The 19,810-nt window shown below is 64.6% G+C and carries 26 protein-coding genes; 17 read left to right on the top strand and 9 right to left on the bottom strand.

What is annotated here, in order from left to right; genetic code table 11:
* From LB513_RS05635 to dnaQ, 4 genes are all read left to right on the top strand, one after another.
* Complete coding sequence (locus tag LB513_RS05635; RefSeq protein WP_224662486.1) at positions 1–600, top strand: Maf-like protein; 600 nt, start codon at positions 1–3, stop codon at positions 598–600.
* Entirely contained in the window at positions 593–1,435 is an 843-nt protein-coding gene (locus LB513_RS05630) for a shikimate dehydrogenase (RefSeq protein ID WP_224662485.1), read from the top strand. The genes LB513_RS05635 and LB513_RS05630 overlap by 8 nt, the downstream gene beginning before the upstream one ends.
* Positions 1,432–2,025, top strand: coding sequence for a dephospho-CoA kinase (gene coaE / locus LB513_RS05625; protein WP_224662484.1), 594 nt, complete (start codon positions 1,432–1,434; stop codon positions 2,023–2,025). Before LB513_RS05630 ends, coaE begins: the two co-directional genes overlap by 4 nt.
* Positions 2,026–2,388: 363 nt before the next feature.
* Positions 2,389–3,093, top strand: a complete 705-nt coding sequence (dnaQ, locus tag LB513_RS05620) for a DNA polymerase III subunit epsilon (RefSeq protein WP_224662483.1) — start codon at positions 2,389–2,391, stop codon at positions 3,091–3,093.
* A gap of 267 nt (positions 3,094–3,360) precedes the next feature.
* On the opposite strand, the gene secB is transcribed toward dnaQ, so the two are convergent.
* Positions 3,361–3,858 (bottom strand): protein-export chaperone SecB, encoded by a 498-nt coding sequence (gene secB / locus LB513_RS05615; RefSeq protein WP_224662482.1) that lies wholly within the window; start codon positions 3,856–3,858, stop codon positions 3,361–3,363.
* A 124-nt stretch (positions 3,859–3,982) separates the two neighbouring features.
* Entirely contained in the window at positions 3,983–4,483 is a 501-nt protein-coding gene (locus LB513_RS05610; RefSeq protein WP_224662481.1) for an FxsA family protein, read from the bottom strand.
* Positions 4,484–4,697: 214 nt separating this feature from the next.
* Here LB513_RS05610 and LB513_RS05605 point away from each other — a divergent pair, with 214 nt between their 5' ends.
* The 4 genes from LB513_RS05605 to LB513_RS05590 all read left to right on the top strand — a co-directional run bounded on the left by LB513_RS05605 (position 4,698) and on the right by LB513_RS05590 (position 7,494).
* Positions 4,698–5,405 carry a Tim44/TimA family putative adaptor protein gene (locus LB513_RS05605; protein ID WP_224662480.1) on the top strand — a complete coding sequence of 236 codons (708 nt, stop codon included), beginning with the start codon at positions 4,698–4,700 and terminating at the stop codon, positions 5,403–5,405.
* Between the two features lie 79 nt (positions 5,406–5,484).
* Positions 5,485–6,585 carry a murein transglycosylase A gene (locus tag LB513_RS05600; protein WP_224662479.1) on the top strand — a complete coding sequence of 367 codons (1,101 nt, stop codon included), beginning with the start codon at positions 5,485–5,487 and terminating at the stop codon, positions 6,583–6,585.
* Complete coding sequence (locus LB513_RS05595) at positions 6,585–7,115, top strand: Smr/MutS family protein (RefSeq protein ID WP_224662882.1); 531 nt, start codon at positions 6,585–6,587, stop codon at positions 7,113–7,115. The genes LB513_RS05600 and LB513_RS05595 overlap by 1 nt, the downstream gene beginning before the upstream one ends.
* A 10-nt stretch (positions 7,116–7,125) precedes the next feature.
* Positions 7,126–7,494, top strand: coding sequence for a helix-turn-helix domain-containing protein (locus LB513_RS05590; protein WP_224662478.1), 369 nt, complete (start codon positions 7,126–7,128; stop codon positions 7,492–7,494).
* A gap of 64 nt (positions 7,495–7,558) precedes the next feature.
* On the opposite strand, the gene LB513_RS05585 is transcribed toward LB513_RS05590, so the two are convergent.
* From LB513_RS05585 to LB513_RS05570, 4 genes are all read right to left on the bottom strand, one after another.
* Complete coding sequence (locus LB513_RS05585) at positions 7,559–7,852, bottom strand: hypothetical protein (protein WP_224662477.1); 294 nt, start codon at positions 7,850–7,852, stop codon at positions 7,559–7,561.
* Between the two features lie 241 nt (positions 7,853–8,093).
* Positions 8,094–8,711 (bottom strand): transglutaminase-like cysteine peptidase, encoded by a 618-nt coding sequence (locus tag LB513_RS05580; RefSeq protein ID WP_224662476.1) that lies wholly within the window; start codon positions 8,709–8,711, stop codon positions 8,094–8,096.
* A gap of 167 nt (positions 8,712–8,878) precedes the next feature.
* Positions 8,879–10,162, bottom strand: coding sequence for a polyhydroxyalkanoate depolymerase (locus LB513_RS05575; RefSeq protein WP_224662475.1), 1,284 nt, complete (start codon positions 10,160–10,162; stop codon positions 8,879–8,881).
* Between the two features lie 253 nt (positions 10,163–10,415).
* Positions 10,416–10,784 carry a septal ring lytic transglycosylase RlpA family protein gene (locus LB513_RS05570; RefSeq protein ID WP_224662474.1) on the bottom strand — a complete coding sequence of 123 codons (369 nt, stop codon included), beginning with the start codon at positions 10,782–10,784 and terminating at the stop codon, positions 10,416–10,418.
* Between the two features lie 309 nt (positions 10,785–11,093).
* Between LB513_RS05570 and LB513_RS05565 the strand changes: the two genes are divergently transcribed.
* Positions 11,094–11,270, top strand: a complete 177-nt coding sequence (locus tag LB513_RS05565; protein WP_224662473.1) for a hypothetical protein — start codon at positions 11,094–11,096, stop codon at positions 11,268–11,270.
* Positions 11,271–11,450: 180 nt separating this feature from the next.
* Positions 11,451–11,774 carry a low molecular weight protein tyrosine phosphatase family protein gene (locus tag LB513_RS05560; protein ID WP_224662472.1) on the top strand — a complete coding sequence of 108 codons (324 nt, stop codon included), beginning with the start codon at positions 11,451–11,453 and terminating at the stop codon, positions 11,772–11,774.
* 49 nt (positions 11,775–11,823) lie between these two features.
* Here the strand turns inward: LB513_RS05560 and LB513_RS05555 are convergent, their stop codons facing one another.
* Both LB513_RS05555 and LB513_RS05550 read right to left on the bottom strand, forming a co-directional pair.
* Positions 11,824–12,012, bottom strand: coding sequence for a hypothetical protein (locus LB513_RS05555; protein WP_224662471.1), 189 nt, complete (start codon positions 12,010–12,012; stop codon positions 11,824–11,826).
* Positions 12,013–12,019: 7 nt separating this feature from the next.
* Positions 12,020–12,205 carry a hypothetical protein gene (locus tag LB513_RS05550; RefSeq protein WP_224662881.1) on the bottom strand — a complete coding sequence of 62 codons (186 nt, stop codon included), beginning with the start codon at positions 12,203–12,205 and terminating at the stop codon, positions 12,020–12,022.
* 127 nt (positions 12,206–12,332) lie between these two features.
* Here LB513_RS05550 and rsmI point away from each other — a divergent pair, with 127 nt between their 5' ends.
* Complete coding sequence (gene rsmI, locus LB513_RS05545) at positions 12,333–13,244, top strand: 16S rRNA (cytidine(1402)-2'-O)-methyltransferase (protein ID WP_224662470.1); 912 nt, start codon at positions 12,333–12,335, stop codon at positions 13,242–13,244.
* Between the two features lie 87 nt (positions 13,245–13,331).
* The gene (locus LB513_RS05540; protein ID WP_224662469.1) at positions 13,332–13,709 is read left to right on the top strand and encodes a YraN family protein; all 378 of its coding nucleotides are present in this window, start codon (positions 13,332–13,334) and stop codon (positions 13,707–13,709) included.
* Between the two features lie 102 nt (positions 13,710–13,811).
* Here LB513_RS05540 and LB513_RS05535 read toward each other — a convergent pair whose 3' ends face one another.
* Positions 13,812–14,618 (bottom strand): undecaprenyl-diphosphate phosphatase, encoded by an 807-nt coding sequence (locus tag LB513_RS05535; protein ID WP_224662468.1) that lies wholly within the window; start codon positions 14,616–14,618, stop codon positions 13,812–13,814.
* A 159-nt stretch (positions 14,619–14,777) separates the two neighbouring features.
* Here LB513_RS05535 and LB513_RS05530 point away from each other — a divergent pair, with 159 nt between their 5' ends.
* From LB513_RS05530 to LB513_RS05510, 5 genes are all read left to right on the top strand, one after another.
* A complete protein-coding gene (locus LB513_RS05530) occupies positions 14,778–15,470 on the top strand; it encodes a glutathione S-transferase family protein (RefSeq protein WP_224662467.1) in 693 nt (230 codons plus the stop codon).
* Complete coding sequence (queG, locus tag LB513_RS05525) at positions 15,451–16,605, top strand: tRNA epoxyqueuosine(34) reductase QueG (RefSeq protein ID WP_224662466.1); 1,155 nt, start codon at positions 15,451–15,453, stop codon at positions 16,603–16,605. The genes LB513_RS05530 and queG overlap by 20 nt, the downstream gene beginning before the upstream one ends.
* Complete coding sequence (locus LB513_RS05520) at positions 16,602–17,504, top strand: SDR family oxidoreductase (protein WP_224662465.1); 903 nt, start codon at positions 16,602–16,604, stop codon at positions 17,502–17,504. The genes queG and LB513_RS05520 overlap by 4 nt, the downstream gene beginning before the upstream one ends.
* Positions 17,505–17,567: 63 nt before the next feature.
* Entirely contained in the window at positions 17,568–18,647 is a 1,080-nt protein-coding gene (gene mepA / locus LB513_RS05515; RefSeq protein WP_224662464.1) for a penicillin-insensitive murein endopeptidase, read from the top strand.
* Positions 18,648–18,754: 107 nt separating this feature from the next.
* Positions 18,755–19,795 (top strand): glucokinase, encoded by a 1,041-nt coding sequence (locus LB513_RS05510; protein ID WP_224662463.1) that lies wholly within the window; start codon positions 18,755–18,757, stop codon positions 19,793–19,795.
* Positions 19,796–19,810: the final 15 nt, after the last annotated feature.

The raw sequence follows: 19,810 nt of genomic DNA, 5'->3' as shown, positions 1-19,810 counted from the left end.
ATGACCGAAAAAATCATTCTCGCTTCAGGCAGTCCGTTCCGCAAGGCGATGCTCGCCAATGCCGGCATAGACGTTGAAGCAGTGCCGGCCGATGTCGACGAGCGCTCGCTCGAGGCGCCTTTGCAGGATAGTGGCGTTTCGCCCGAGGACGTCGCTCTTGTGCTGGCTGAGGCCAAGGCTACGGACGTGAGCGAGCGCAAGCCGGGTGCGCTGGTGCTGGGTTGCGACCAGACGCTGTCGCTTGGCGACGAAGTGTTCCACAAGCCGGCCGACATGGAGGGCGCCCGGCGCCACCTCCTGGCGCTGTCGGGCAAGACCCATCAGCTCAACAGCGCCGCCGTGCTGGTTCGCGACGGCAAGGTGCTGTGGCGCCATGTCGGCATCGCGTCGATGACCATGCGCAGGCTCGAGCCGGCCTTCATCGGCCGCCACCTTGCCCGTTTCGGCGCCAAGGCCTTGTCGAGTGTCGGCGCCTACCAGATCGAGGGCGAAGGCATTCAATTGTTCGACAAGATCGAGGGCGACCATTTTACGATTGTCGGCCTGCCGCTGCTGCCACTGCTGGCCGAACTGCGCATTTTGGGGGCGATCGATGGCTGAGGCGGCCAGCAAGGCGTTCGTGACCGGCCATCCGATCAAGCATTCGCGCTCGCCCAAGATCCATGGCCACTGGCTGGCCGAACACGGCATCGACGGCAGCTACGAGGCGATCGATGTCGCCCCGGCGGATTTCGCCGCATTCCTGGCCACGCTTCGCAAGAACGGGTATCGGGGCGGCAACGTCACCATTCCCCACAAGGAGGCGGCCTTCGCGCAGGCCGGCCGCCGCGATGACGCTGCCGAACAGATCGGCGCCGTCAACACGCTGTGGTTCGAGGACGGAGATCTGTGGGGCGGCAACACCGACGCCCATGGCTTCGCCGCCAATCTCGACGACCACGCGCCGGGCTGGGCCGCCAATGGCCCGGCGGTCGTGCTTGGCGCCGGCGGCGCGTCTCGCGCGGTCATCCATGCGCTGAAGCAGCGCGGCGTCAGCGATATCCGCATCGTCAACCGCACGCTCGCCCGGGCGCAGGAATTGCGCGACCGTTTCGGCGCTGGCGTAACTGCCCACGGCCTGGAGGCGATAGGCGAACTCCTGTCGGACGCCGGCCTGTTGGTCAACACAACGGCGCTTGGCATGCATGGCAATGAGGGCCTGTCCGCGGACCCGGGCCGACTGCCCAGCCACGCCATCGTCACCGATATCGTCTATGTGCCGCTGGAAACGCCGTTGCTTGCCGCCGCCCGTAGCCGCGGCCTCGCCACGGTCGACGGGCTCGGCATGTTGTTGCACCAGGCAGTGCCCGGCTTCAAGCGCTGGTTCGGCGTCAGGCCGCAGGTTACGGCCGAGCTGCGCGCGCTCATCGTCGCCGATCTGGCGCCGACGCCATGATCGTGCTTGGCCTCACCGGATCGATCGGCATGGGCAAGTCGACCACGGCCAGGATGTTCGCCGAGGCCGGCGTGCCGGTGCACGATTCCGACGAGGCCGTGCACCGCCTCTATGCCGGCGAGGCAGCACCGCTGGTCGAAGCGGCATTTCCGGGCGTGATGGATGCGGGCGTGGTCGACCGCGCCAGGCTTGGCGAGCGTGTCCTCGGCAACGCCGACGCTCTCAAGCGGCTTGAAGCCATCATTCATCCGCTGGTCCGCGCCGACGCCGACGCGTTCCTGGCCAAGCATCGAAACGCCGGCGAATCGGTCGCGGTTCTGGACATCCCGCTGCTGTTCGAAACTGGCGGTCGTGCTCGGGTGGACAAGGTCGTCGTCGTCACTGCTCCGCCCGAAATCCAGCGCCAGCGCGTGCTGGCGAGGCCGGGCATGACGGATGAAAAGCTCGCCGCGATCCTGGCCAGGCAGGTACCGGACGCCGAGAAGCGCCGTCAGGCGGATTTCGTCATCGACACCGGCCAGGGCCTAGCTGCCGCGCGTGCGGAGGTCGAGGCGATCATTGCGGAACTCACGAGCAAGCCGGCTTGCTGACACTTCTGGCTAGCTGCGCTGGTCGACCCCCACTCCGTCGAGCTTCGCTCGACACCTCTCCCCCGGTCGACGGGGTAGAGGAAAACCGCCAAGCCCTTGCCGTCAACGCTTCTCCATAAACGCACCCTTCCTTTCCCTCCGGAGGGGGGAAAGGTGGCGCTGCGAAGCAGCGACGGATTGGGGGAACCACGTGGCAATCAAGCCTCGTGCTCATCCGTCACGTCAATGCGAGCGCTCGTATAGAGGCGGCTGGGCAAGCCTGTTAGCATGGCGCAAACCTGTAGTCATTGCCCGCACACGCTTCGTTTCCCATTGCCATTTTGTTGCGGCCTCGTGATTCTGCCCTCAGGAGCACTTGATTCGATGCGTGAGATCATCTTCGACACGGAAACCACCGGGCTGGACTCGCGCGACGACCGCGTCATCGAGCTTGGCGGCGTCGAGCTGGTCAATCGATTTCCGACCGGCAGGACCTTCCACCACTATATCAATCCGCAGGGCCGCCCGATCCATGCCGAGGCGCAGTCGGTGCACGGCATCAGCGCAGCCGACCTCGTGGGCAAGCCGACCTTCGCCGAAATCGCGCAGGAGTGGCTGGATTTCACCGAAGGCGCCAAGCTGGTCGCCCACAACGCCACCTTCGATATCGGCTTCCTCAATGTCGAATTCGGCCGGCTGGGACACCCCGTCATCGACAATGGCCGCGTCGTCGACACGCTGGCGCTAGCGCGCCGCAGGCATCCGATGGGCCCCAATTCGCTCGACGCCCTCTGCCGCCGCTACGGCATCGACAACACCAGGCGCACCAAGCATGGCGCCCTGCTCGATTCCGAGCTGCTGGCCGAGGTCTATATCGAGCTGATCGGCGGCAAGCAGGCTGCGCTTGGGCTCGACAGCGCGACCGCGCCGGCCCGGGGCAGGGAGAATGTCCGCCAGATTGAAATCATCGTCATCCCTCGTCCTTCGCCCTTGCCGTCCCGCCTCAGCGAGGCCGAGCGCGAGGCCCATGCCGGCATGGTCTCCACGCTGGGCGAAAAGGCGCTCTGGCTGAAGGTCGCGGCTGGCTGACGAGCCGTATGGCCCTATTCCTTCGTCATCCTAGGGCGAAGCAAGGCGCTAAGCGACGCGCGCAGACCCAGGATCCATTCCGTGACAGGGGTGCAGTGATCTGGCGGTGCAAGAAACCGAGCGCATATTATCCTGTGTGCCAAAGAGATCGACCTACTCCGGATTGGCGTTCCCGATCGCCTCGAACTTCCATTGCCGCGGCTGGCGTTTCCAAGAAAAAACCCGGCGCTAAGGCCGGGCTTTTCAATTCATAGTGCGTAGCGGCCTTCAGCTGACCTTGGTCGCGGCCTGGTCCTCGGCCAGCTTCTGCTGGAACATCTGCGCGAAATCGATCGGGTCGAGCATCAGCGGCGGGAAACCGCCATTGCGCGTTGCCTCGGCGATGATCTGACGGGCGAAGGGGAACAAAAGGCGCGGACATTCGATGAACAGGATCGGCAGCATGTGTTCCTGTGGGAAGCCGCTGATCGCGAAGACGCCGCCATAGACCAGTTCGACATTGAACAGCACTTCCTGATCGAAGGAAGCCTTGGCGTTGAGCGTCAGGTTGACGTCGAACTGCTTGTCGGAGAGCGGATTGGCGTTGACATTGACGTTGATGGCGATGCCGGGCGCCTTGTCGCGGCCGCGCAGCGAGTTCGGCGCGCCGGGGCTTTCGAAGGAAAGATCCTTCACATACTGGGCCAGCACGTTCAGCGACGGCTGCGCCGCGCCATTGCCGTTTCCGTTGGCAGCGCCAACCGGCGCGTCATCATTGCTGGCCATGAGCCGTCGTCCTTTTGCCTGGGCAGCAGTGCTGACCGAATTGAAATCGGGCGTTCGCTACCATGGCCGGCAGGACAAGACAAGGTTCGCGCCTCGGCTCCCGCGGGGCGGGGCGAAGCGTCCCTTATTCGTCCTTGAGGCGGCGCCAGGGAGAGTTGGGGTCAGGCCCGCGCCTTGGGTCGTCGCCACGCGAATAATCGCCATCGTCGAGATCGATGGTCTTGTTTCGCCCGCGGCCGCGAAAGCCGGCGGCGCTGAAATTGGTGGCGACGACGACGCGGCTCTTCAACGACCGCCAGGCAAGGTCGCGCACCGCCGGCAGGAACAGCAGCAGGCCAAAAATGTCCGATATGAAGCCCGGGATGATCAAGAGGATCGCCGCCAGCACGATCATGACGCCATGCGCCACCTGTCGGCCGGGATCCCTCCCGGCGCCCATCTCGGCGCGCACCCGGGCCATGACGCCCAATCCCTGGTGCCTGAGCAGCATCGCGCCGACGATGCTCGAGGCCAACACCAAGCCGACTGTCGCCAGCGCGCCGATCTGGCGTCCGACGACCACGAAGCCGGCGATCTCCAACAGCGGAAGCGCGAGAAGGAGGACGGGGAGGAACGAAATGCGCAAGTCTTGCCAGCCTTTTCGAACAGGGGGCCGTTCTATTGATTTTGACGCGGCCAGCAATACACGCTGGCCCTTCGCCCGTTAGATAGGTATGCCTGCCTTTGATTTGAATGATTGCGCCTTGCGTTCTATATGCATTGAATCTTGAACGCTATGCGACCGCGCCCTCGACTGGGTGGATGGTCCGGCCACGCGCAGGGATTGATTGGCGGAAGATATGGGATTCTTCGACTTCGGCACGATTTTCTTCCTGATTGCGGCGGTGGTCATCTTTTTCCAGTTGCGCAATGTCCTGGGCCGTCGCACCGGCAACGAACGGCCTCCCTTCGATCCCTATTCCACGGCTAGAAGCGGCGACAAGGATACGGCGCAGAAACCGGAGAATGTGGTTTCGCTGCCGCGCAAGCGGGCGCCGGGCGAACCGGCGGCCGATACCTATGCCGCGATCGATGCTTTCGCCAAGCCCGACAGCGACCTCAACAAGGGCCTGCGTGCGATCAAGGACAATGACCCGTCCTTCGAACCCAAGAGCTTCGTCGACGGCGCCAAGATGGCCTATGAGATGATCGTCATGGCCTATGCCGACGGTGATCGCAAAACGCTGAAGAACCTGTTGTCGCGCGATGTCTATGAAGGCTTCGTCGCCGCCATAGGCGAACGCGAGGCCAGGGCGGAAAAGATCCAGTCATCCTTTGTCGGCATCGAAAAGGCGGACATCGTTTCTGCCGAAATGAAGGGTGGCGAGGCTCACGTCACGCTGCGCATCGTCAGCGAACTGATTTCGGCGACGCGCGACAAGGCCGGCGCCGTCATCGACGGCGATCCGGAAACCGTCGCAGAGGTCAAGGATGTCTGGACCTTCGCCCGCGACACGCGCTCGCGCGACCCGAACTGGAAGCTCGTCGCCACCGAAGAAGAAGACTGAGCCCAATGCATGTCGCCGACGAGATGCGCGTCCTATGACTCACTTCAGACACGACGCGCTTTAGGCAAGCGAGGCTCCGGTGTCGCTGTCGTCTCATCTGGTCGAAAAATCCTTCGGCGATCTGCCCGGCTGGAACGACGATGACCATGTGGGCGCCTTCGAGGCCTTTCGCCGCTCAGCCTTCCATGTTCTGAAAAAACCCTATCGCACCGGTGCGCTTGGCATAGACTTCGACGCTTTCGCGCCGGCCTATGCCGAAGCCCTTGCTGTTGCGGCGCCGGATCGGCCACAGGCCCGCCGCTTCTTCGAACACCATTTCACGCCAATGCAGGTCCGCGCCGAAAACGGAGCCGCCGGCCTCGTCACCGGGTTCTACGAGCCCGAAGTCGAAGCCTCACCGGTGCGGACACCGCATTTTTCCGTTCCCTTGCTGTCGCGTCCTGCCGATCTCATCGATATTGACGACACCAACCGGCCTGCGGGCCTCGATCCCTATCTCGCCTTCGCCCGCGCCACGCCGGCAGGGCCGGCTGAGTATCCCGACCGCGGCGCCATCGAACGCGGGGCGCTGTCCGGCAAGGGCCTGGAGATCGCCTGGCTGGCCGACAAGGTCGATGCCTTCTTCATCCACGTGCAGGGCGCGGCGCGGCTCGTCATGACCGATGGCCAGCTGCGGCGCATCACCTACGCCGCCAAGTCCGGCCAGCGTTTCACCGGCCCGGGCAAGGTCTTGAGCGAGATCGGTGAAATCCCTCTCGATGAGGTGACGATGCAATCCATCCGCGCCTGGTTCAAGGCGCACCCCGACCGCGTCGACGATATATTATGGCGCAACCGCTCCTACATCTTCTTTCGCGAGGCCGATGTCGAGGACGTAGCTCTTGGTCCGATCGCGGCCGCCAAGGTGCCGCTGACGCCCGGCCGCTCGATTGCGGTCGATCGCCTGCTGCACACATTCGGCACACCCTTCCACATCGATGCGCCGTCGCTGACGGCGTTTGACGGTAAGCCGTTTCGCCGCCTGATGATCGCGCAGGACACCGGCTCGGCCATCACCGGGCCGGCGCGGGGCGATCTGTTCGCCGGTTCGGGCGACACCGCGGGCGAGATTGCCGGCGTGGTGCGCAACGCCGCCGACTTCTACGCTCTGGTGCCGCGCTCGCTGGCGGGGGGTGCATGATGGCCAGCCGCCCGGATAAACTCAGCGAGGACGACCGGGTGTTGTGGAACCTGGTGGCGCGCACGGCCAAGCCGTTGAAGGGCAGGGATGCCGTCGACATTCCCGACATTGCTTCTGATGCCAGGCCAACGCCATCGCCGCCGCTCGGGCCCGCCGTTAACGCAGCGGGCGCGGCAAAGCCCAAGGCCCAGCACGTCACACACCACCTCGACGAGCCGACGCTGGACAGGCTGGCCAAAGGCCGGCTGCCCATCGAAGGCCGCGTCGACCTGCACGGCCTGACGCAGGACGAAGCCTATTCACTGTTGTTCTCGTTCCTGCATCGCGCCCATGCCGGCGGCATCCGCTACGTGCTGGTCATCACCGGCAAGGGATCGTCCTCCGGAGGTGACGGGGTGCTGCGGCGCGCGGTTCCGGCCTGGCTGTCGACGCCGGCCTTCCGGCCACTGGTATCCAGCCATGATCACGCCGCCCGCAATCATGGCGGCTCAGGCGCGCTCTATATTCGCCTGCGCCGGGCCCGTTCATGAGGGCGCGGGCGTGACACCATTCGGCGAAAGGCTGCGCGCACTCAGAAGCGAGCGCGGCGTCAGCCAGAAGGACATGGCCGCGGCGATCGGTGTGAGCGCCGCCTATTTGTCGGCGCTGGAGCATGGCAGGCGCGGTGCGCCGACCTGGACCCTGATCCAGAAGATCATCGGCTATTTCAACGTCATTTGGGACGATGCCGAGGACCTGGCACGGCTGGCAGAAACCTCGCATCCGCGCGTCAAGCTCGACACGTCGGGGCTCAGCCCTGCCGCCACCGAGCTTGCCAATCTTCTCGCCGACAACATCGAAAAACTCGACGAGACGGAGCTGCGACGCATCACGGCCTCGATCCGGGCGGCACTGGGCCGTCAGCCATAGGTCTGCGGCGACAGGTGCCGACGCCCGCTTTAGCGAAGTGCGCCGGCAATCCTGCGCGGCGGGGTCAAGGCTTGCCCGCGCTCCCACCATTGTTGCCGCCATTGTCGCCCCGGCCGCCATTGTCGTGGTGGTCGCCGCCAGCAGTGTTTCCGCCGCCGTTCTGGCCCGGGCGGCCATTGTCGCGATGGCGGCGGGCACCATGGCAGTCCGACGAGCTGGCGCTGCAGCACCGGCCGCTCCACAAATCCTGCAGGTTGGTGCTGGCACAGCTGGGGATGGTCTGGTCCGCCATGGCCGACCCGGCCAGGGACGACAGGGCAGCGGCGGCGAGAAGGGTGTTGCGCAGAAAAGCAGTCATTGTAAGTCTCCATGGTTGGTTTCGGTTTACGGCTGTGTGTCGCCGGGCGGACCGAAATGGTTCACGGAGAGTTCAGAATTTTTTTCAGCGTCTCGACGGACGCCGACAAAGCTAGCCTTGCAGGACGCTAAGCACTGGCGGCAAGCGGGTCCCGCTACGGCGATGGGCAGACGACAGATCGAAGCGAGCTTCGCCTCGTCAGAATAGCCAAGGCAGCCGCCTGTGAGACGGCGCCGATGCCTTAGCGAACCGCGCCCACCAGGATCTGCTGGCCACCCCGGATAGAAACCCAGCGGCCTGTATTGTCGATCGCTTGCCGCTTGAGGAAGCGGTAGCCGGTCTGATCCCATGCCTTGACCCTGTCGGTCAAATTGTCGAGCACATAGTCGCCCTTGTCGGTGCGCACGGTCAGCACGGCGTGGCCTTCTCCGTCGGGCTTGCGAACCACAGTGATCAGAAGATCGGCAAGCGAGACACCCATCCGCGATAGGTCGCGCCGCTTTTCCAGAACGTAGTCCTCGCAGTCGCCGACGCCATTGTCGGGATAGGCCCAGACTTCATCCTTGCCGTAGATATCCAGGTCGCTCATCGGCTTGACGGCGGCATTGACCTTGACGGTGACGCTGACCAGCTTGCTCATCAACCCGTCGCTCATCATTGCCGGCGCGAGATCGGCCGGGCGGATCGAGCATTCGCCGGGGTTGAGCTTGCAGAAATCATAATGGCCGATCGGCTGCGAGGTCAGGCCCCCCGTCGCCATTGCCCCTGCCGCCAAGGCCGGCGCCGCCCAGCCCGCCGCCATTACCAGCCCAGTCGCCACGCACAAGCGCAGCCGTCGCGCCACTGATGAGGATATCATTGTCCCCGCTCGCCCCTTGTTGTTAACGAAAGGTTAAGGGGGATTTACACTCCGTGTCAATTACGACGACGGACGTATTGTCGGCATGGTTACCCGAAGGGCAGGACAGCGTCTATTGTGCAACAGAATTGCCGATTATCGCATCTTTTCAAGCCAATGGCTGTCGGTCAGGCCTGCTTCTTGGCCGCGCGGACCAGTCTCGGCTTGACCGCGACACGGTTCTGACGACCGTAGCTGGTGATGAAGTCGACGATGCGCGGCACGATCTCGGAGCGAAAGCGCGAGCCGTTAAACACGCCATAGTGCCCGACCGCCGGCTGCATGTAATGGGCATGCCTGTCGGCGGGAATGTTGGGGCACAGATCATGCGCCGCCTTGGTCTGGCCCAAGCCGGAGATGTCGTCGTTCTCGCCTTCGACGGTGAAGAGGGCGACATTTCGGATTGCCGACGGATCGACCCTGGTGCCGCGATGCGTCATCTCGCCCTTGGGCAGGGCCTGGCGGACGAAGACCGTGTCGACGGTCTGCAGGTAGAATTCGGCTGTCAAATCCATCACCGCCAGATACTCGTCGTAGAAATCGCGATGCTTCTCGGCATTGTCACCGTCATGCTTCACGAGGTGAACGAAGAAATCCTTGTGGGCAGTGATGTGGCGGTCGAGGTTCATGCCCATGAAGCCCGACAGCTGCAGGAAGCCCGGATAGACCTCGCGGCCGAAGCCGGCCACCGGCCAGGGCGCCTGCATGATGACATTGTCGCGGAACCAGTCGATGCCTTTTTCCTGCGCCAATATGTTGACCGCGGTGGGGTTGCGACGCGTGTCGATCGGTCCGCCCATGAGGGTCATGGTGGAAGGAACGAATGGATCGCCGCGCGTTTCCATCAGCGCAACGGCGGCAAGCACCGGCACGGATGGCTGGCAGACCGCCATCACATGCGTGTCGGGGCCCATCGCGTGCAGGATCTCGATCACATAGTCGATATAATTGTCGAGATCGAAACCGCCTTCGGCGAGCGGCACCATGCGCGCGTCGGTCCAGTCCGTGATGTGCACGTCGGCATGGGGCAGCATCGCCTCGACCGTGCCGCGCAGCAGCGTCGCATAGTGGCCCGACATCGGCGCCACGATCAGCAGCTTCGGGTCGGGCTTGCGCCCGGGAGCGACGGCGCGTTCGAACCGGATCAGATTGCAGAACGGCTTCGACCACACCGTCTTCTCGGTGACGTCGACGCTCTTCCAGTCGACAACGGTCTTGCTCAGTCCGAAGGCAGGCTTGCCGTAACGGCGCGTCGTGCGCTCGAACAACTCGGCCGTGGCTGCGATCGAACGGCCCCAGGGCGTATGGGCAAGCGGGTTGAGCGGGTTGGAGTAGAACAGGCGAACGGCGTCGGCATAAACGCGGGCGGGCTGCAATGCGGCGTGGTTCATCTCATAGAGCTGGTAGAACATCGAGAACCCCGCTGGCGCCTGCGACGCAAGGGCAGACGACAGCGCCGGCCCTTGATGCCTCACGGGGAAGGTAACAACTAATTGCTGCGATGCAATACGTGACGTTACGCAGCCATTGGCCGGGATCGTTCAAATGCGCGGAAAATCGGCTGGGATGGGGGGCGCCGGCTCAATGTGCGAGTGCGAAGAGAGCCGCGTGCTGGTTTACCGAGAGGCTGGTCCGGACAGGCGGCACCAGCCCCGGTAAGTCCTCTCAGACGCGCGCCATGCACACGGCGGTGTGGCCGGAGCCGATGAAACCGAGCTGATTGGCGGCGCCCTTCGACAGGTCGAGCACCCGGCCGCGAATGAAGGGGCCCCGGTCGTTGATGCGGACCACGACGCTGCGACCATTGCCCTGGTTGGTGACCCGCAGCCTGGTGCCGAAGGGCAGCGTGCGGTGCGCGGCGGTCAGTGCCGATGGGTTCATACGCTCGCCCGACGCCGTCTTCGAGTGCAGGGCATACCAGGAAGCACGGCCACACTGGCCGCCAGCGGCATTGGCGGGAGTGGTGGAGGCGCCGGCCATCAGGCCAGCAGCGATCGTTACCGCGACAAGCGCGGTCTGGTTTATAATCTTCATCAGGTGGGGGTGGCTCCGTTTTTGACAGACCCAAGCCGTTTGGTGGCAAATAAGGCAGGAAATGCGGCACCCAGCTGGCAGTTCCGTGGCAGATGCACACGTTTGGAGTCGGCGGGTAACAGTGTGTCAGTGATTTTCCGGTCTGCGAGAACGAATTGCCGAGTGGAATTTCGCCCGTTCCATCAGTCCATTTGACAATATCCGGCAATCCTATCCAAGTAGAAGGCCACGTGACTGTGAGAGTTCCTTGAGCTCTTGCAGCTCCCCATTACTGCCGTGAGCGATCGACTTGGAAAGCGAGATCCGCCCGTGAGACTGACCAAAAATCTGCTGGCATTGATTGTGCTCGCCATCGGCGCCCTATGGGCTCTGCAAGGCATCGGTGTAGTTGGCGGCAGCTTCATGACCGGGCAGTCGCAATGGCTTTATATCGGCCTCTTCACCATGCTGGTCGGCCTCGCCGGTCTGGTCTGGGCGAACAGGTAGGCCAGGCGGGCCCTCGGTTTGGTGCGATGATTTCGCCTTCTGCAAAGGCGGAGTTAGTTGTATGAGGGCCGGCGTGGTCCTGCCTTCGTTCATCCCGGCATTTGCGGCGCCCCTCGTCGAGGCGCTTGCGGCGAGCTCAGCCAAGACCGGCATCTCTAAGGGACCTGGCGCGCCAGCCTCATGAAAAAGATACTGTTCGTCTGCAGCCAGAACCGATTGCGCAGCCCGACCGCCGAGCAGGTGTTTTCCCGGCGTCGAGATATCGAGGTTACATCGGCCGGGACAAACCACGATGCCGATACGCCACTCACTCATGAACTGGTGGCGTGGGCCGATATCATCTTCGTGATGGAAAAAGCGCATCGGGCGAAGATGCAGACGAAATTCAGGACAAGCCTGGGCAAGGCCCGCGTCATCTGCCTCGATATCCCGGACAATTACCGATTCATGGACCCAGCCTTGGTGCGGCTTCTCGAAACACGCGTTTCGCGATACCTGACTTGAAGTCTTTTCCGCCTCTTAGAGTCGCAATGCCACCGCGCCCTTCGAGAGGCTAAGCGTCATGCTTTTGGCGGTGTTTGGAGCGGCTCTTCTCGGCCAGCGACTCGCCGGAGCGACCCGGCTTGGCGCCGATCTTGTCGCGGCGGGCGCGGTGCTGGCCGCCCATCGGGGGGAGCGGCACGCCGTTGCGTGCTGTCTTCGTCTCGAGACGGGTGATGAAGATATCGAAGCGATTGGGCATCGTCCGGTCAGTGCTCCGTCGTGCTGTCGGGTTCGTTGTCGGAAAGGGTGACATTGGTCGGCAAGGCGCCTGCGGCCGGTCGGATCGGGCTGCAATCCACCTTCGAAGCCGTCCGCTTGTCCTTTGGGGCGGCAGCGCGGTCGCGGCCAGCATAGTAGGGTTCGAAAACGTCCTGAATCGCCAAGCTGTCCATCATCCTGTCCTCCGCGGAATCAGGGGCTAATCTGCCATCGACGGTTTCGTTCCCTACTATGGCGAAGGAATGGCGCTCGCTTCCATCTGCTTTGCAAGCCGCCGCCAGCCGTGCCAAACAGGGCCGAATGGAGAAGCCATCAGTGACCGTCGAGACGGGCAAGCGCAGCTATGTGGTCGGCCAGGCCGAAATCGCGGCGCGGCCGCTTGAGGCGGCGCTCTATCTGGTGGCGACGCCGATCGGCAATCTGGCCGATATCACGCTACGGGCCCTGGAAACGCTGGCCGCCGCCGATATCGTCGCCTGCGAGGACACGAGGGTGTCGCGCGTCCTGCTCGACCGCTACGGCATCCGCCGCCGAACCACTGCCTATCACGAGCACAATGCCGGTGAGGCCGGGCCGAAACTGATCGCGGCGCTCCAGGGCGGAAAGAGCGTCGCGTTGATCTCCGACGCCGGCACGCCGCTGGTGTCGGATCCGGGCTACCGGCTGGTCGGCGAGGCGCTTGACCAGGGCATTCGCGTCGTGCCGATCCCGGGCCCGTCGGCGCCGCTCGCCGCCCTGACCGCATCCGGCCTGCCGTCCGACGCGTTCCTGTTCGCTGGCTTCCTGCCGGTGAAGTCGGCACAGCGGCTGACAAGGCTGGAGGCGCTGAAATCCGTACCGGCGACGCTGATCTTCTTTGAATCGCCGCGCCGGCTGGCCGAAAGCCTTGGCGCCATGGTCGAGGCGCTCGGCGGCGCGCGCAAGGCCGCCATCGGCCGTGAATTGACCAAGACGTTCGAGGAGATGCGCACCGGCACGCTGCAGGCTCTGGCCGACCATTATGCCGCCGCCGACACGCCGAAGGGCGAGATCGTCGTCTGCGTCGGTCCGGCCGAGGCCAAAGCGGACGAACCCGCCGACATCGATCGTCTGCTACTGTCGCTGGCCGCGGAAATGCCGGCGTCCAAGGCAGCGGCCGAGGCGGCGAAGATGACCGGCGGCCAGAAGCAGGCGCTCTACCGGCGGCTGCTGGAGCTCAAGGACAGATCATGATCCCGAGTCGATGGTCAGCAAACGCAAGAGATCGAAACCGGGTTAGGGATGAGACCATGGTCAAACTGGATCTGGGAGAAGTTGGCAGTGGCTGAGCGCCCGAGCGCCAGCCGCCAGAAGGCCTATCGGCGCGGCCATCGCGGCGAATGGCTGGCCGCAATGGCGCTCATGCTGAAGGGCTACCGCATCCTGGCGCGCCGTCATCGCACGCGCTTCGGCGAGATCGACCTGATCGCGCGGCGCGGCGACCTCGTGCTGTTCGTCGAGGTCAAGGCCCGCCGCACGCTGATCGAGGCGATGGAGGCGATCGCCCACGAATCGGAACGCCGCATCGAAGCCGCCGGCGACCTATGGCTGTCGCGCCAGCCCGATTACGGCAGACTGTCGATGCGCTTCGACATGGTCGCGGTCCTGCCCTGGCGCTGGCCGGTGCATGTCGAGAATGCGTTTTATGGACGGAATTGAGAGGGGGTCACTGACGGGCGTTGCTCGCCCTTCGCTGGCTCGGGGCGTTCGTCATTCGGAAAGCCAAGCAATTGGCTTTCCATCCGCTTCGCGGACCGCTCCTCACCCCCAGATGAACAACGCCGCCAGCCCGACGATCCCCACCACCAGCCGCCACCAGCCGAACAGCGAGTAGCCATTGCGCGAGACGTAATCGAGCAGGTAGCGCACCACCACCAGCGCCGTGACGAAGGCGGCGACGAAGCCGATGGCGATGATCGGCAAATCGGCCGTGGTCAGCACGTTGCGGTTCTTGAACAGGTCGAAGGCGAAGGCGCCGACCATTGTCGGAATGGCGAGGAAGAAGGAAAATTCCGCCGCCGCCCGCTTGTCGACGCCCAGAAGCAGCGCTCCGACGATGGTCGAGCCGGAGCGCGAGGTGCCCGGGATCAGCGACAGGCACTGGAACAATCCGATCTGCAGGTAGAGCCGCGTCGGGAACCGTTCGACGTCGCGGTAGACCGGCTTCAGGTTCATGCGGTCCACCGCCAGCAGCACGACGCCGCCGATGATCAACATGATGCAGATCAGCCTGGGCGATTCGAACAGCACCGTCTTGATGAAATCATGCGCCAGCGCGCCGATGATCGCGGCGGGCAGGAAGGCGATGAGGATGCCAATGACGAAGTGGCGCGTCAGCCGGTCATGCGGCAGCTCGAGCAGCATCTGCCACAGGCGGCGGAAATAGACGCTGAGGATCGCCAGGATGGCGCCGAGCTGGATGAGGATCTCGAAGGCCTTGCCGGTCGAGTGGAAGCCGAGGAAATGCCCGGCGAGCAGGATATGGCCGGTCGACGAAACCGGGATGAATTCGGTCAGCCCTTCCAACAGGCCGAGCAGCAGGGCTTCGACGATGGTCTGGGATTCCATTTCTACCTCGGATTAGCGCGATGGCTGACAGAATGGCTTGCTTGTCATGGCGTTGAACTGCCCCTATAGGTCGCAACACCCTGACGGCCCGCTAACCGGGCGGCCAAGACTTACCGGTGCGCCCGGCGATTCGCCAGTGTGCTTTATCATTGCGGAACCATGCTGACGCTTTTCCACCATCCCATGTTCGCCACTTGCCGCTTCGTCCGCCTCGCCTTCGGCGAGTATGGCGAGGAGCTGGCGCTTATCGAAGAAAAGCCGTGGACCCGGCGCAAGGAGTTCCTGGCGCTCAATCCTGCCGGCACGCTGCCCATTTTGCTTGCCGAGGGCGACGTGCCCATCGTCGGCGCGACCGTGATCGCCGAATATCTCGACGAGACGCGCGGCGTCCTGAAGCGCGACAAGCGGCTGTTTGCCGAGGACCCCATGCAGCGCGCCGAAATCCGCCGGCTGACCGACTGGTATCTCAACAAGGCCGAGAGCGAGGTGACACGGCATCTGGTGCGCGAACGCGTGCTGAAGCCGATCATGCCGGAAACGGCCGGTGGCGGCTCGCCCGATTCCGGCGCCATCCGCGCGGCGCGGGCCAACATCCGCCAGCATATGAAATACACCAACTGGCTTGCCGGCACCCGCCACTGGCTTGCCGGATCGAGGGTCACCTATGCCGATCTCGCAGCGGCGGGGACCTTGTCGGTGCTCGACTATCTGGGCGAGATCGACTGGCGCGAACACGCCGCCGCGCGCGAATGGTACACGCGGGTCAAATCCCGGCCCTCCTTCCGGCCGCTCCTGACCGACCGCGTGCGCGGCCTGTCGCCGGTGTCGCATTATGCGGACCTCGATTTCTGACGCCGCGAAACTGCGCGCGCTGATCGACGCGGAGGCGCAGCGCGCCGGCTTCGACGCCATCGCGGTCACCACCCCCGATGCCATCCCGCTGGCCCCGGCCCGCCTGGCCGAATTCGTCGCCGACGGTTTTCACGGTTCGATGGGCTGGATCGCCGAGACGCTGGAAAGGCGCAGCGTCCCTTCGACGCTCTGGCCAGAGGTGCGCTCGATCGTCGTCCTGGCGATGAATTACGGCCCCGACCATGATCCGCGCGACCTGCTGGCCAGGCCCGACAGGGGCGCCGTCTCGGTTTACGCCAGGAACCGCGACTATCACGAAGTGATGAAGGGGCGGCTGAAGGAGATCGCCGGCAAGATCGTGGCGCGCGCCGGAGGCGATGTGAAAGTGTTCGTCGATACGGCGCCCGTCATGGAAAAGCCGTTGGCGGCAGCCGCCGGGCTCGGCTGGCAAGGCAAGCACACCAATCTGGTCAGCCGCGCGCACGGCTCCTGGCTGTTCCTTGGCACGATCTTCACGACCGCCGAACTGGCCCCCGACCTGGCCGAGATCGACCATTGCGGCTCCTGCCGCGCCTGTCTCGATGCTTGCCCGACCGATGCCTTTCCGGCGCCGTACCGGCTCGACGCGCGGCGCTGCATTTCCTACCTCACCATCGAGAACAAGGGCCCGATCCCGCATGAATTCCGCGAGGCGATCGGCAACCGCATCTATGGCTGCGACGATTGCCTGGCCGCGTGCCCCTGGAACAAGTTCGCCAGGGCGGCGTCGGAAGCGAAACTTGCCGCGCGCGACGATCTGCGCGAGCCCGCACTTGCCGACCTTTTGCGACTGGACGACACGGCATTCCGCGCCTTCTTCTCCGGCTCGCCGGTCAAGCGCATCGGCCGCGACCGCTTCATCCGCAACGTGCTGATCGCCGCGGGCAATTCCGGCGATGCCACGCTTGCCGGCGCCGTGCGCGCCTTGCTCGGCGATGGCTCGCCGCTGGTGCGCGGCGCGGCGATATGGGCGCTGGCGCGGCTTGTCTCCGATGCAGAATATTCGCAAACGGCCGAAACAGGCTTGAACACCGAAAGCGACGACACTGTCCGGGAGGAATGGCGTCTGTCGCGGCCAACCAGGGCATTTGCATGAGCGGAAAACGCATCTTCATCTTCGGTGCCGGCTATTCCGGCAAGGCCTTTGCCCTCGCCAATGAGAGCGCAGCGACGATCTTCGGCACGACGCGCTCTCCGGAGAAATTCGAGACACTGCGCAATGTCGGCGTCGCCCCTCTGCTGTTCGACGGCGCGCTGACCGACGAGGCCGGCGCCGCGCTGGAGCAGACGACGCATCTGCTGGTCTCGGTCGGGCCGGAGGAGGCCGGCGATCCCGTTCTCGACGCCGGTCGCGCCGCGATCATGCAGCGGATGCCAGCCCTGCAATGGATCGGCTATCTCTCCACGGTCGGTGTCTACGGCAATCATGACGGCGCATGGGTCGACGAGACGGCGCAATGCCGGCCGGTGTCGAAGCGCTCGGTGATGCGCGTTAAGGCCGAGACGGAGTGGCTGCAACTGGGCAGGAATCTCGGCCTGCCGGTGGCGATCCTGCGCCTGTCAGGCATTTACGGTCCCGGCCGCAACGCTTTGGTCAATGTCGAAAACGGTACGGCGCGGCGCCTGGTCAAACCCGGCCAGGTGTTCAACCGCATCCATTGCGACGACATTGCGGGCGCGTTGTGGCAGCTCATTTCAGACAATACGGGCGGTATCTTCAACGTCACCGATGACGAGCCGGCGCCGCCGCAGGATGTCGTCGCCTATGCCGCGTCGCTGATGGGCGTCGAGCCGCCCCCCGAAATTCCCTTCGACGCCGCCCAACTTTCGCCCATGGCGCGGTCCTTCTATGGCGAGAACAAACGCGTCGCCAACGTGGCGATCAAGGCGGCGGGCTACCGCTTTCGCTTTCCCGATTACCGCGCGGCCCTCGATCATATGTGGGCAAGCGGCTGTTGGCGCGACGGCGAGGCACGCAGCCCGATAAAGCGCTGACGGTCGAAGCCGAGGGCACTGCGTGTTATGATTCGGCCGCGATTGCCATGAGGACCCGGGTTGATGAAGACAGCGATGCGGTTTGGCGGGACATCATTGCGGGCGGCCGCCCTTGGCGTGCTCGCCCTGGCTGGTCTTGCCATGCAGCCGGCGGCTGCCGAGGAGCGGGCTAAAGACCTGTTCGGCGCCAGGAAACTGCCGGCCGTGACCGCGGCGCAATCGATAGGCTTCTACTCCAAGGGCTGTTTCGCCGGCGGCGTCGCCATTCCCATGGACGGCCCTACCTGGGAGGTGATGCGGCCATCGCGCAACCGCCGCTGGGGTCATCCGGCTTTGATTGCGCTGATCGAAAGATTGTCGCGCGACGCCACCGCCGATGGCTGGCCGGGCCTGCTGATCGGCGACATTTCGCAGCCCCGAGGCGGTCCGATGACGTCTGGCCATGCATCGCACCAGATCGGGCTCGACGCCGACATCTGGCTGACCCCGATGCCAAGCCGGCCACTGTCGATGGCGCAACGCGAAAGCATCAGCGCCACCTTGATGGTCGACGAGAAGACGCATCTGGTGAAGGACGCGTTGTGGACGCCTGCGCATACCCGATTGCTTCGGCGCGCAGCGAGCTACCCGCAGGTCGAGCGCATCCTGGTCAATCCGGGCATCAAGAAGAAGCTGTGCGACACCGTGCGGGGCGACCGGACCTGGCTGCGCAAGGTTCGGCCCTTCTGGGGGCATGACTATCATTTCCACATGCGCATCGGCTGCCAGCCCGGATCGCCCGGCTGCAAGGCGCAGGAAACGACCCCGGCCGACGATGGCTGCGGCAAGCCCTTGGCATGGTGGTTCACGCAGGAGCCGTGGCGCCCCAACAAGAACCCGGATGCGCCGAAAGCCCGCGACCTGATGACCATGGCGAACCTGCCCAGGGAATGCCGCGCGGTACTCGACGCGCCGGGGCCGGTTTCGGCCGAGGCCGCGACCTATCGCGGCGGCTCAGCGGCGGTCGCGGCGTCCGAACCCGAAGCGGCTCCGCCGCCCCCGATCACGACCGGTGGCAACGCATTACCGGCCTCGATGAATGCCTTCACCTCGACGCCCGAGATCGGCGTCCCGCTCCCCCGTCCGCGGCCACCAATGAATTGAACCTGCGGAGGGACGGGCGAACTGGCGCTTTCCCTTTCCGGGGCCATGCGCTAGTTCAACCATTCGGAACGTGCGCAACTTCGTCATCAGCGGGAACGATCAGGATCATGTCAGCCGAAGACGAGACTTTGCTGCGGTTTCCGATCCTGATCGGCGATATCGGGGGCACCAATGCGCGCTTCTCGATCGTGCTCGACGCCAATGTGGAGGCGGGCGAGCCGACCATCGTCCAGACCGCCAGCTACAACACGATCGACGAAGCGATCCAGGCGGCGGTGCTCGACCGCTCTTCGGTCCGCCCCAATTCGGCCGTGCTGGCCGTGGCAGGGCCCGTCGACAGCGACGAGATCGAGCTCACCAACTGCCCCTGGGTCGTCAAGCCAAGGCAGATGTTCGCCAGTCTCGGCCTGAGCGACATCGTCGTGCTCAATGATTTCGAAGCGCAGGCGCTGGCCGTCGTCGCGCTTGGCGAGGAGCACATGGAAAAGATCGGCGGCGGCACGCCCGAGCCCGATGCCGGCCGCGTCGTGCTTGGGCCCGGCACCGGTCTTGGCGTCGCCGGGCTGGTGCATGCGCTTCGCCGCTGGATACCCGTGCCGGGCGAGGGCGGCCACATGGACATCGGCCCGTGCACGCCGCGCGATTTCGAGGTTTTCCCGCATATCGAGAAGCTCGAGGGCCGCATTTCGGGTGAGCAGATCCTGTCGGGTCGCGGTCTCGTCAATGTCTACCGGGCGGTGGCAAGGGCCGACGGCAAGCCGACGCCATTCACCACGCCCGCCGAAGTGACCGCGGCGGCGCTGGCGGGGACGGATGCGGTCGCCGAGGAAGCGCTGGAGATTTTCGTCACCTGCCTCGGGCGCACGGCAGGCGACCTCGCTTTGGTGTTCATGAGCCGCGGCGGCGTGTTTCTCACCGGAGGTATCGCGCAGAAGATCGTGCCGGCGCTGAAAGCCGGAAATTTCCGCGCTGCCTTCGAGGACAAGGCGCCGCACAGCGCGCTGATGCGAACCATGCCGGTCTATGTGATCACCCACCCGCTGGCCGCGCTTCTCGGCCTCGCCGCCTATGCCCGCAACCCTTCGCTGTTTGGCGTCCAGACTTCGGGGCGGCGCTGGCGCGACGAAGTTAGTCACCCCGGGGCATAGGCAAGCCGGCGCGGC

The sequence above is a fragment of the Mesorhizobium sp. ES1-1 genome, assembly GCF_020164785.1.
Classification (GTDB): domain Bacteria; phylum Pseudomonadota; class Alphaproteobacteria; order Rhizobiales; family Rhizobiaceae; genus Mesorhizobium.
Note: the sequence above shows the minus strand (reverse complement) of the source record. Positions and strands in the feature narration are given on the sequence as shown.

Coding starts and splice junctions, on each gene's coding strand:
- LB513_RS05635 (WP_224662486.1), top strand. CDS start 1: ATGACCGAAAAAATCATTCTCGCTTCAGGCAGTCCGTTCCGCAAGGCG.
- secB (WP_224662482.1), bottom strand. CDS start 3,858: ATGGCCAGCAATGATGACGCGCCGGTTGGCGCTGCCAACGGAAACGGC.
- LB513_RS05630 (WP_224662485.1), top strand. CDS start 593: ATGGCTGAGGCGGCCAGCAAGGCGTTCGTGACCGGCCATCCGATCAAG.
- LB513_RS05560 (WP_224662472.1), top strand. CDS start 11,451: ATGAAAAAGATACTGTTCGTCTGCAGCCAGAACCGATTGCGCAGCCCG.
- LB513_RS05585 (WP_224662477.1), bottom strand. CDS start 7,852: ATGACTGCTTTTCTGCGCAACACCCTTCTCGCCGCCGCTGCCCTGTCG.
- LB513_RS05550 (WP_224662881.1), bottom strand. CDS start 12,205: ATGGACAGCTTGGCGATTCAGGACGTTTTCGAACCCTACTATGCTGGC.
- queG (WP_224662466.1), top strand. CDS start 15,451: ATGCGGACCTCGATTTCTGACGCCGCGAAACTGCGCGCGCTGATCGAC.
- LB513_RS05520 (WP_224662465.1), top strand. CDS start 16,602: ATGAGCGGAAAACGCATCTTCATCTTCGGTGCCGGCTATTCCGGCAAG.
- dnaQ (WP_224662483.1), top strand. CDS start 2,389: ATGCGTGAGATCATCTTCGACACGGAAACCACCGGGCTGGACTCGCGC.
- LB513_RS05580 (WP_224662476.1), bottom strand. CDS start 8,711: ATGATATCCTCATCAGTGGCGCGACGGCTGCGCTTGTGCGTGGCGACT.
- LB513_RS05570 (WP_224662474.1), bottom strand. CDS start 10,784: ATGAAGATTATAAACCAGACCGCGCTTGTCGCGGTAACGATCGCTGCT.
- LB513_RS05575 (WP_224662475.1), bottom strand. CDS start 10,162: ATGTTCTACCAGCTCTATGAGATGAACCACGCCGCATTGCAGCCCGCC.
- LB513_RS05555 (WP_224662471.1), bottom strand. CDS start 12,012: ATGCCCAATCGCTTCGATATCTTCATCACCCGTCTCGAGACGAAGACA.
- LB513_RS05595 (WP_224662882.1), top strand. CDS start 6,585: ATGGCCAGCCGCCCGGATAAACTCAGCGAGGACGACCGGGTGTTGTGG.
- LB513_RS05535 (WP_224662468.1), bottom strand. CDS start 14,618: ATGGAATCCCAGACCATCGTCGAAGCCCTGCTGCTCGGCCTGTTGGAA.
- mepA (WP_224662464.1), top strand. CDS start 17,568: ATGAAGACAGCGATGCGGTTTGGCGGGACATCATTGCGGGCGGCCGCC.
- coaE (WP_224662484.1), top strand. CDS start 1,432: ATGATCGTGCTTGGCCTCACCGGATCGATCGGCATGGGCAAGTCGACC.
- LB513_RS05510 (WP_224662463.1), top strand. CDS start 18,755: ATGTCAGCCGAAGACGAGACTTTGCTGCGGTTTCCGATCCTGATCGGC.
- LB513_RS05605 (WP_224662480.1), top strand. CDS start 4,698: ATGGGATTCTTCGACTTCGGCACGATTTTCTTCCTGATTGCGGCGGTG.
- rsmI (WP_224662470.1), top strand. CDS start 12,333: ATGGAGAAGCCATCAGTGACCGTCGAGACGGGCAAGCGCAGCTATGTG.
- LB513_RS05530 (WP_224662467.1), top strand. CDS start 14,778: ATGCTGACGCTTTTCCACCATCCCATGTTCGCCACTTGCCGCTTCGTC.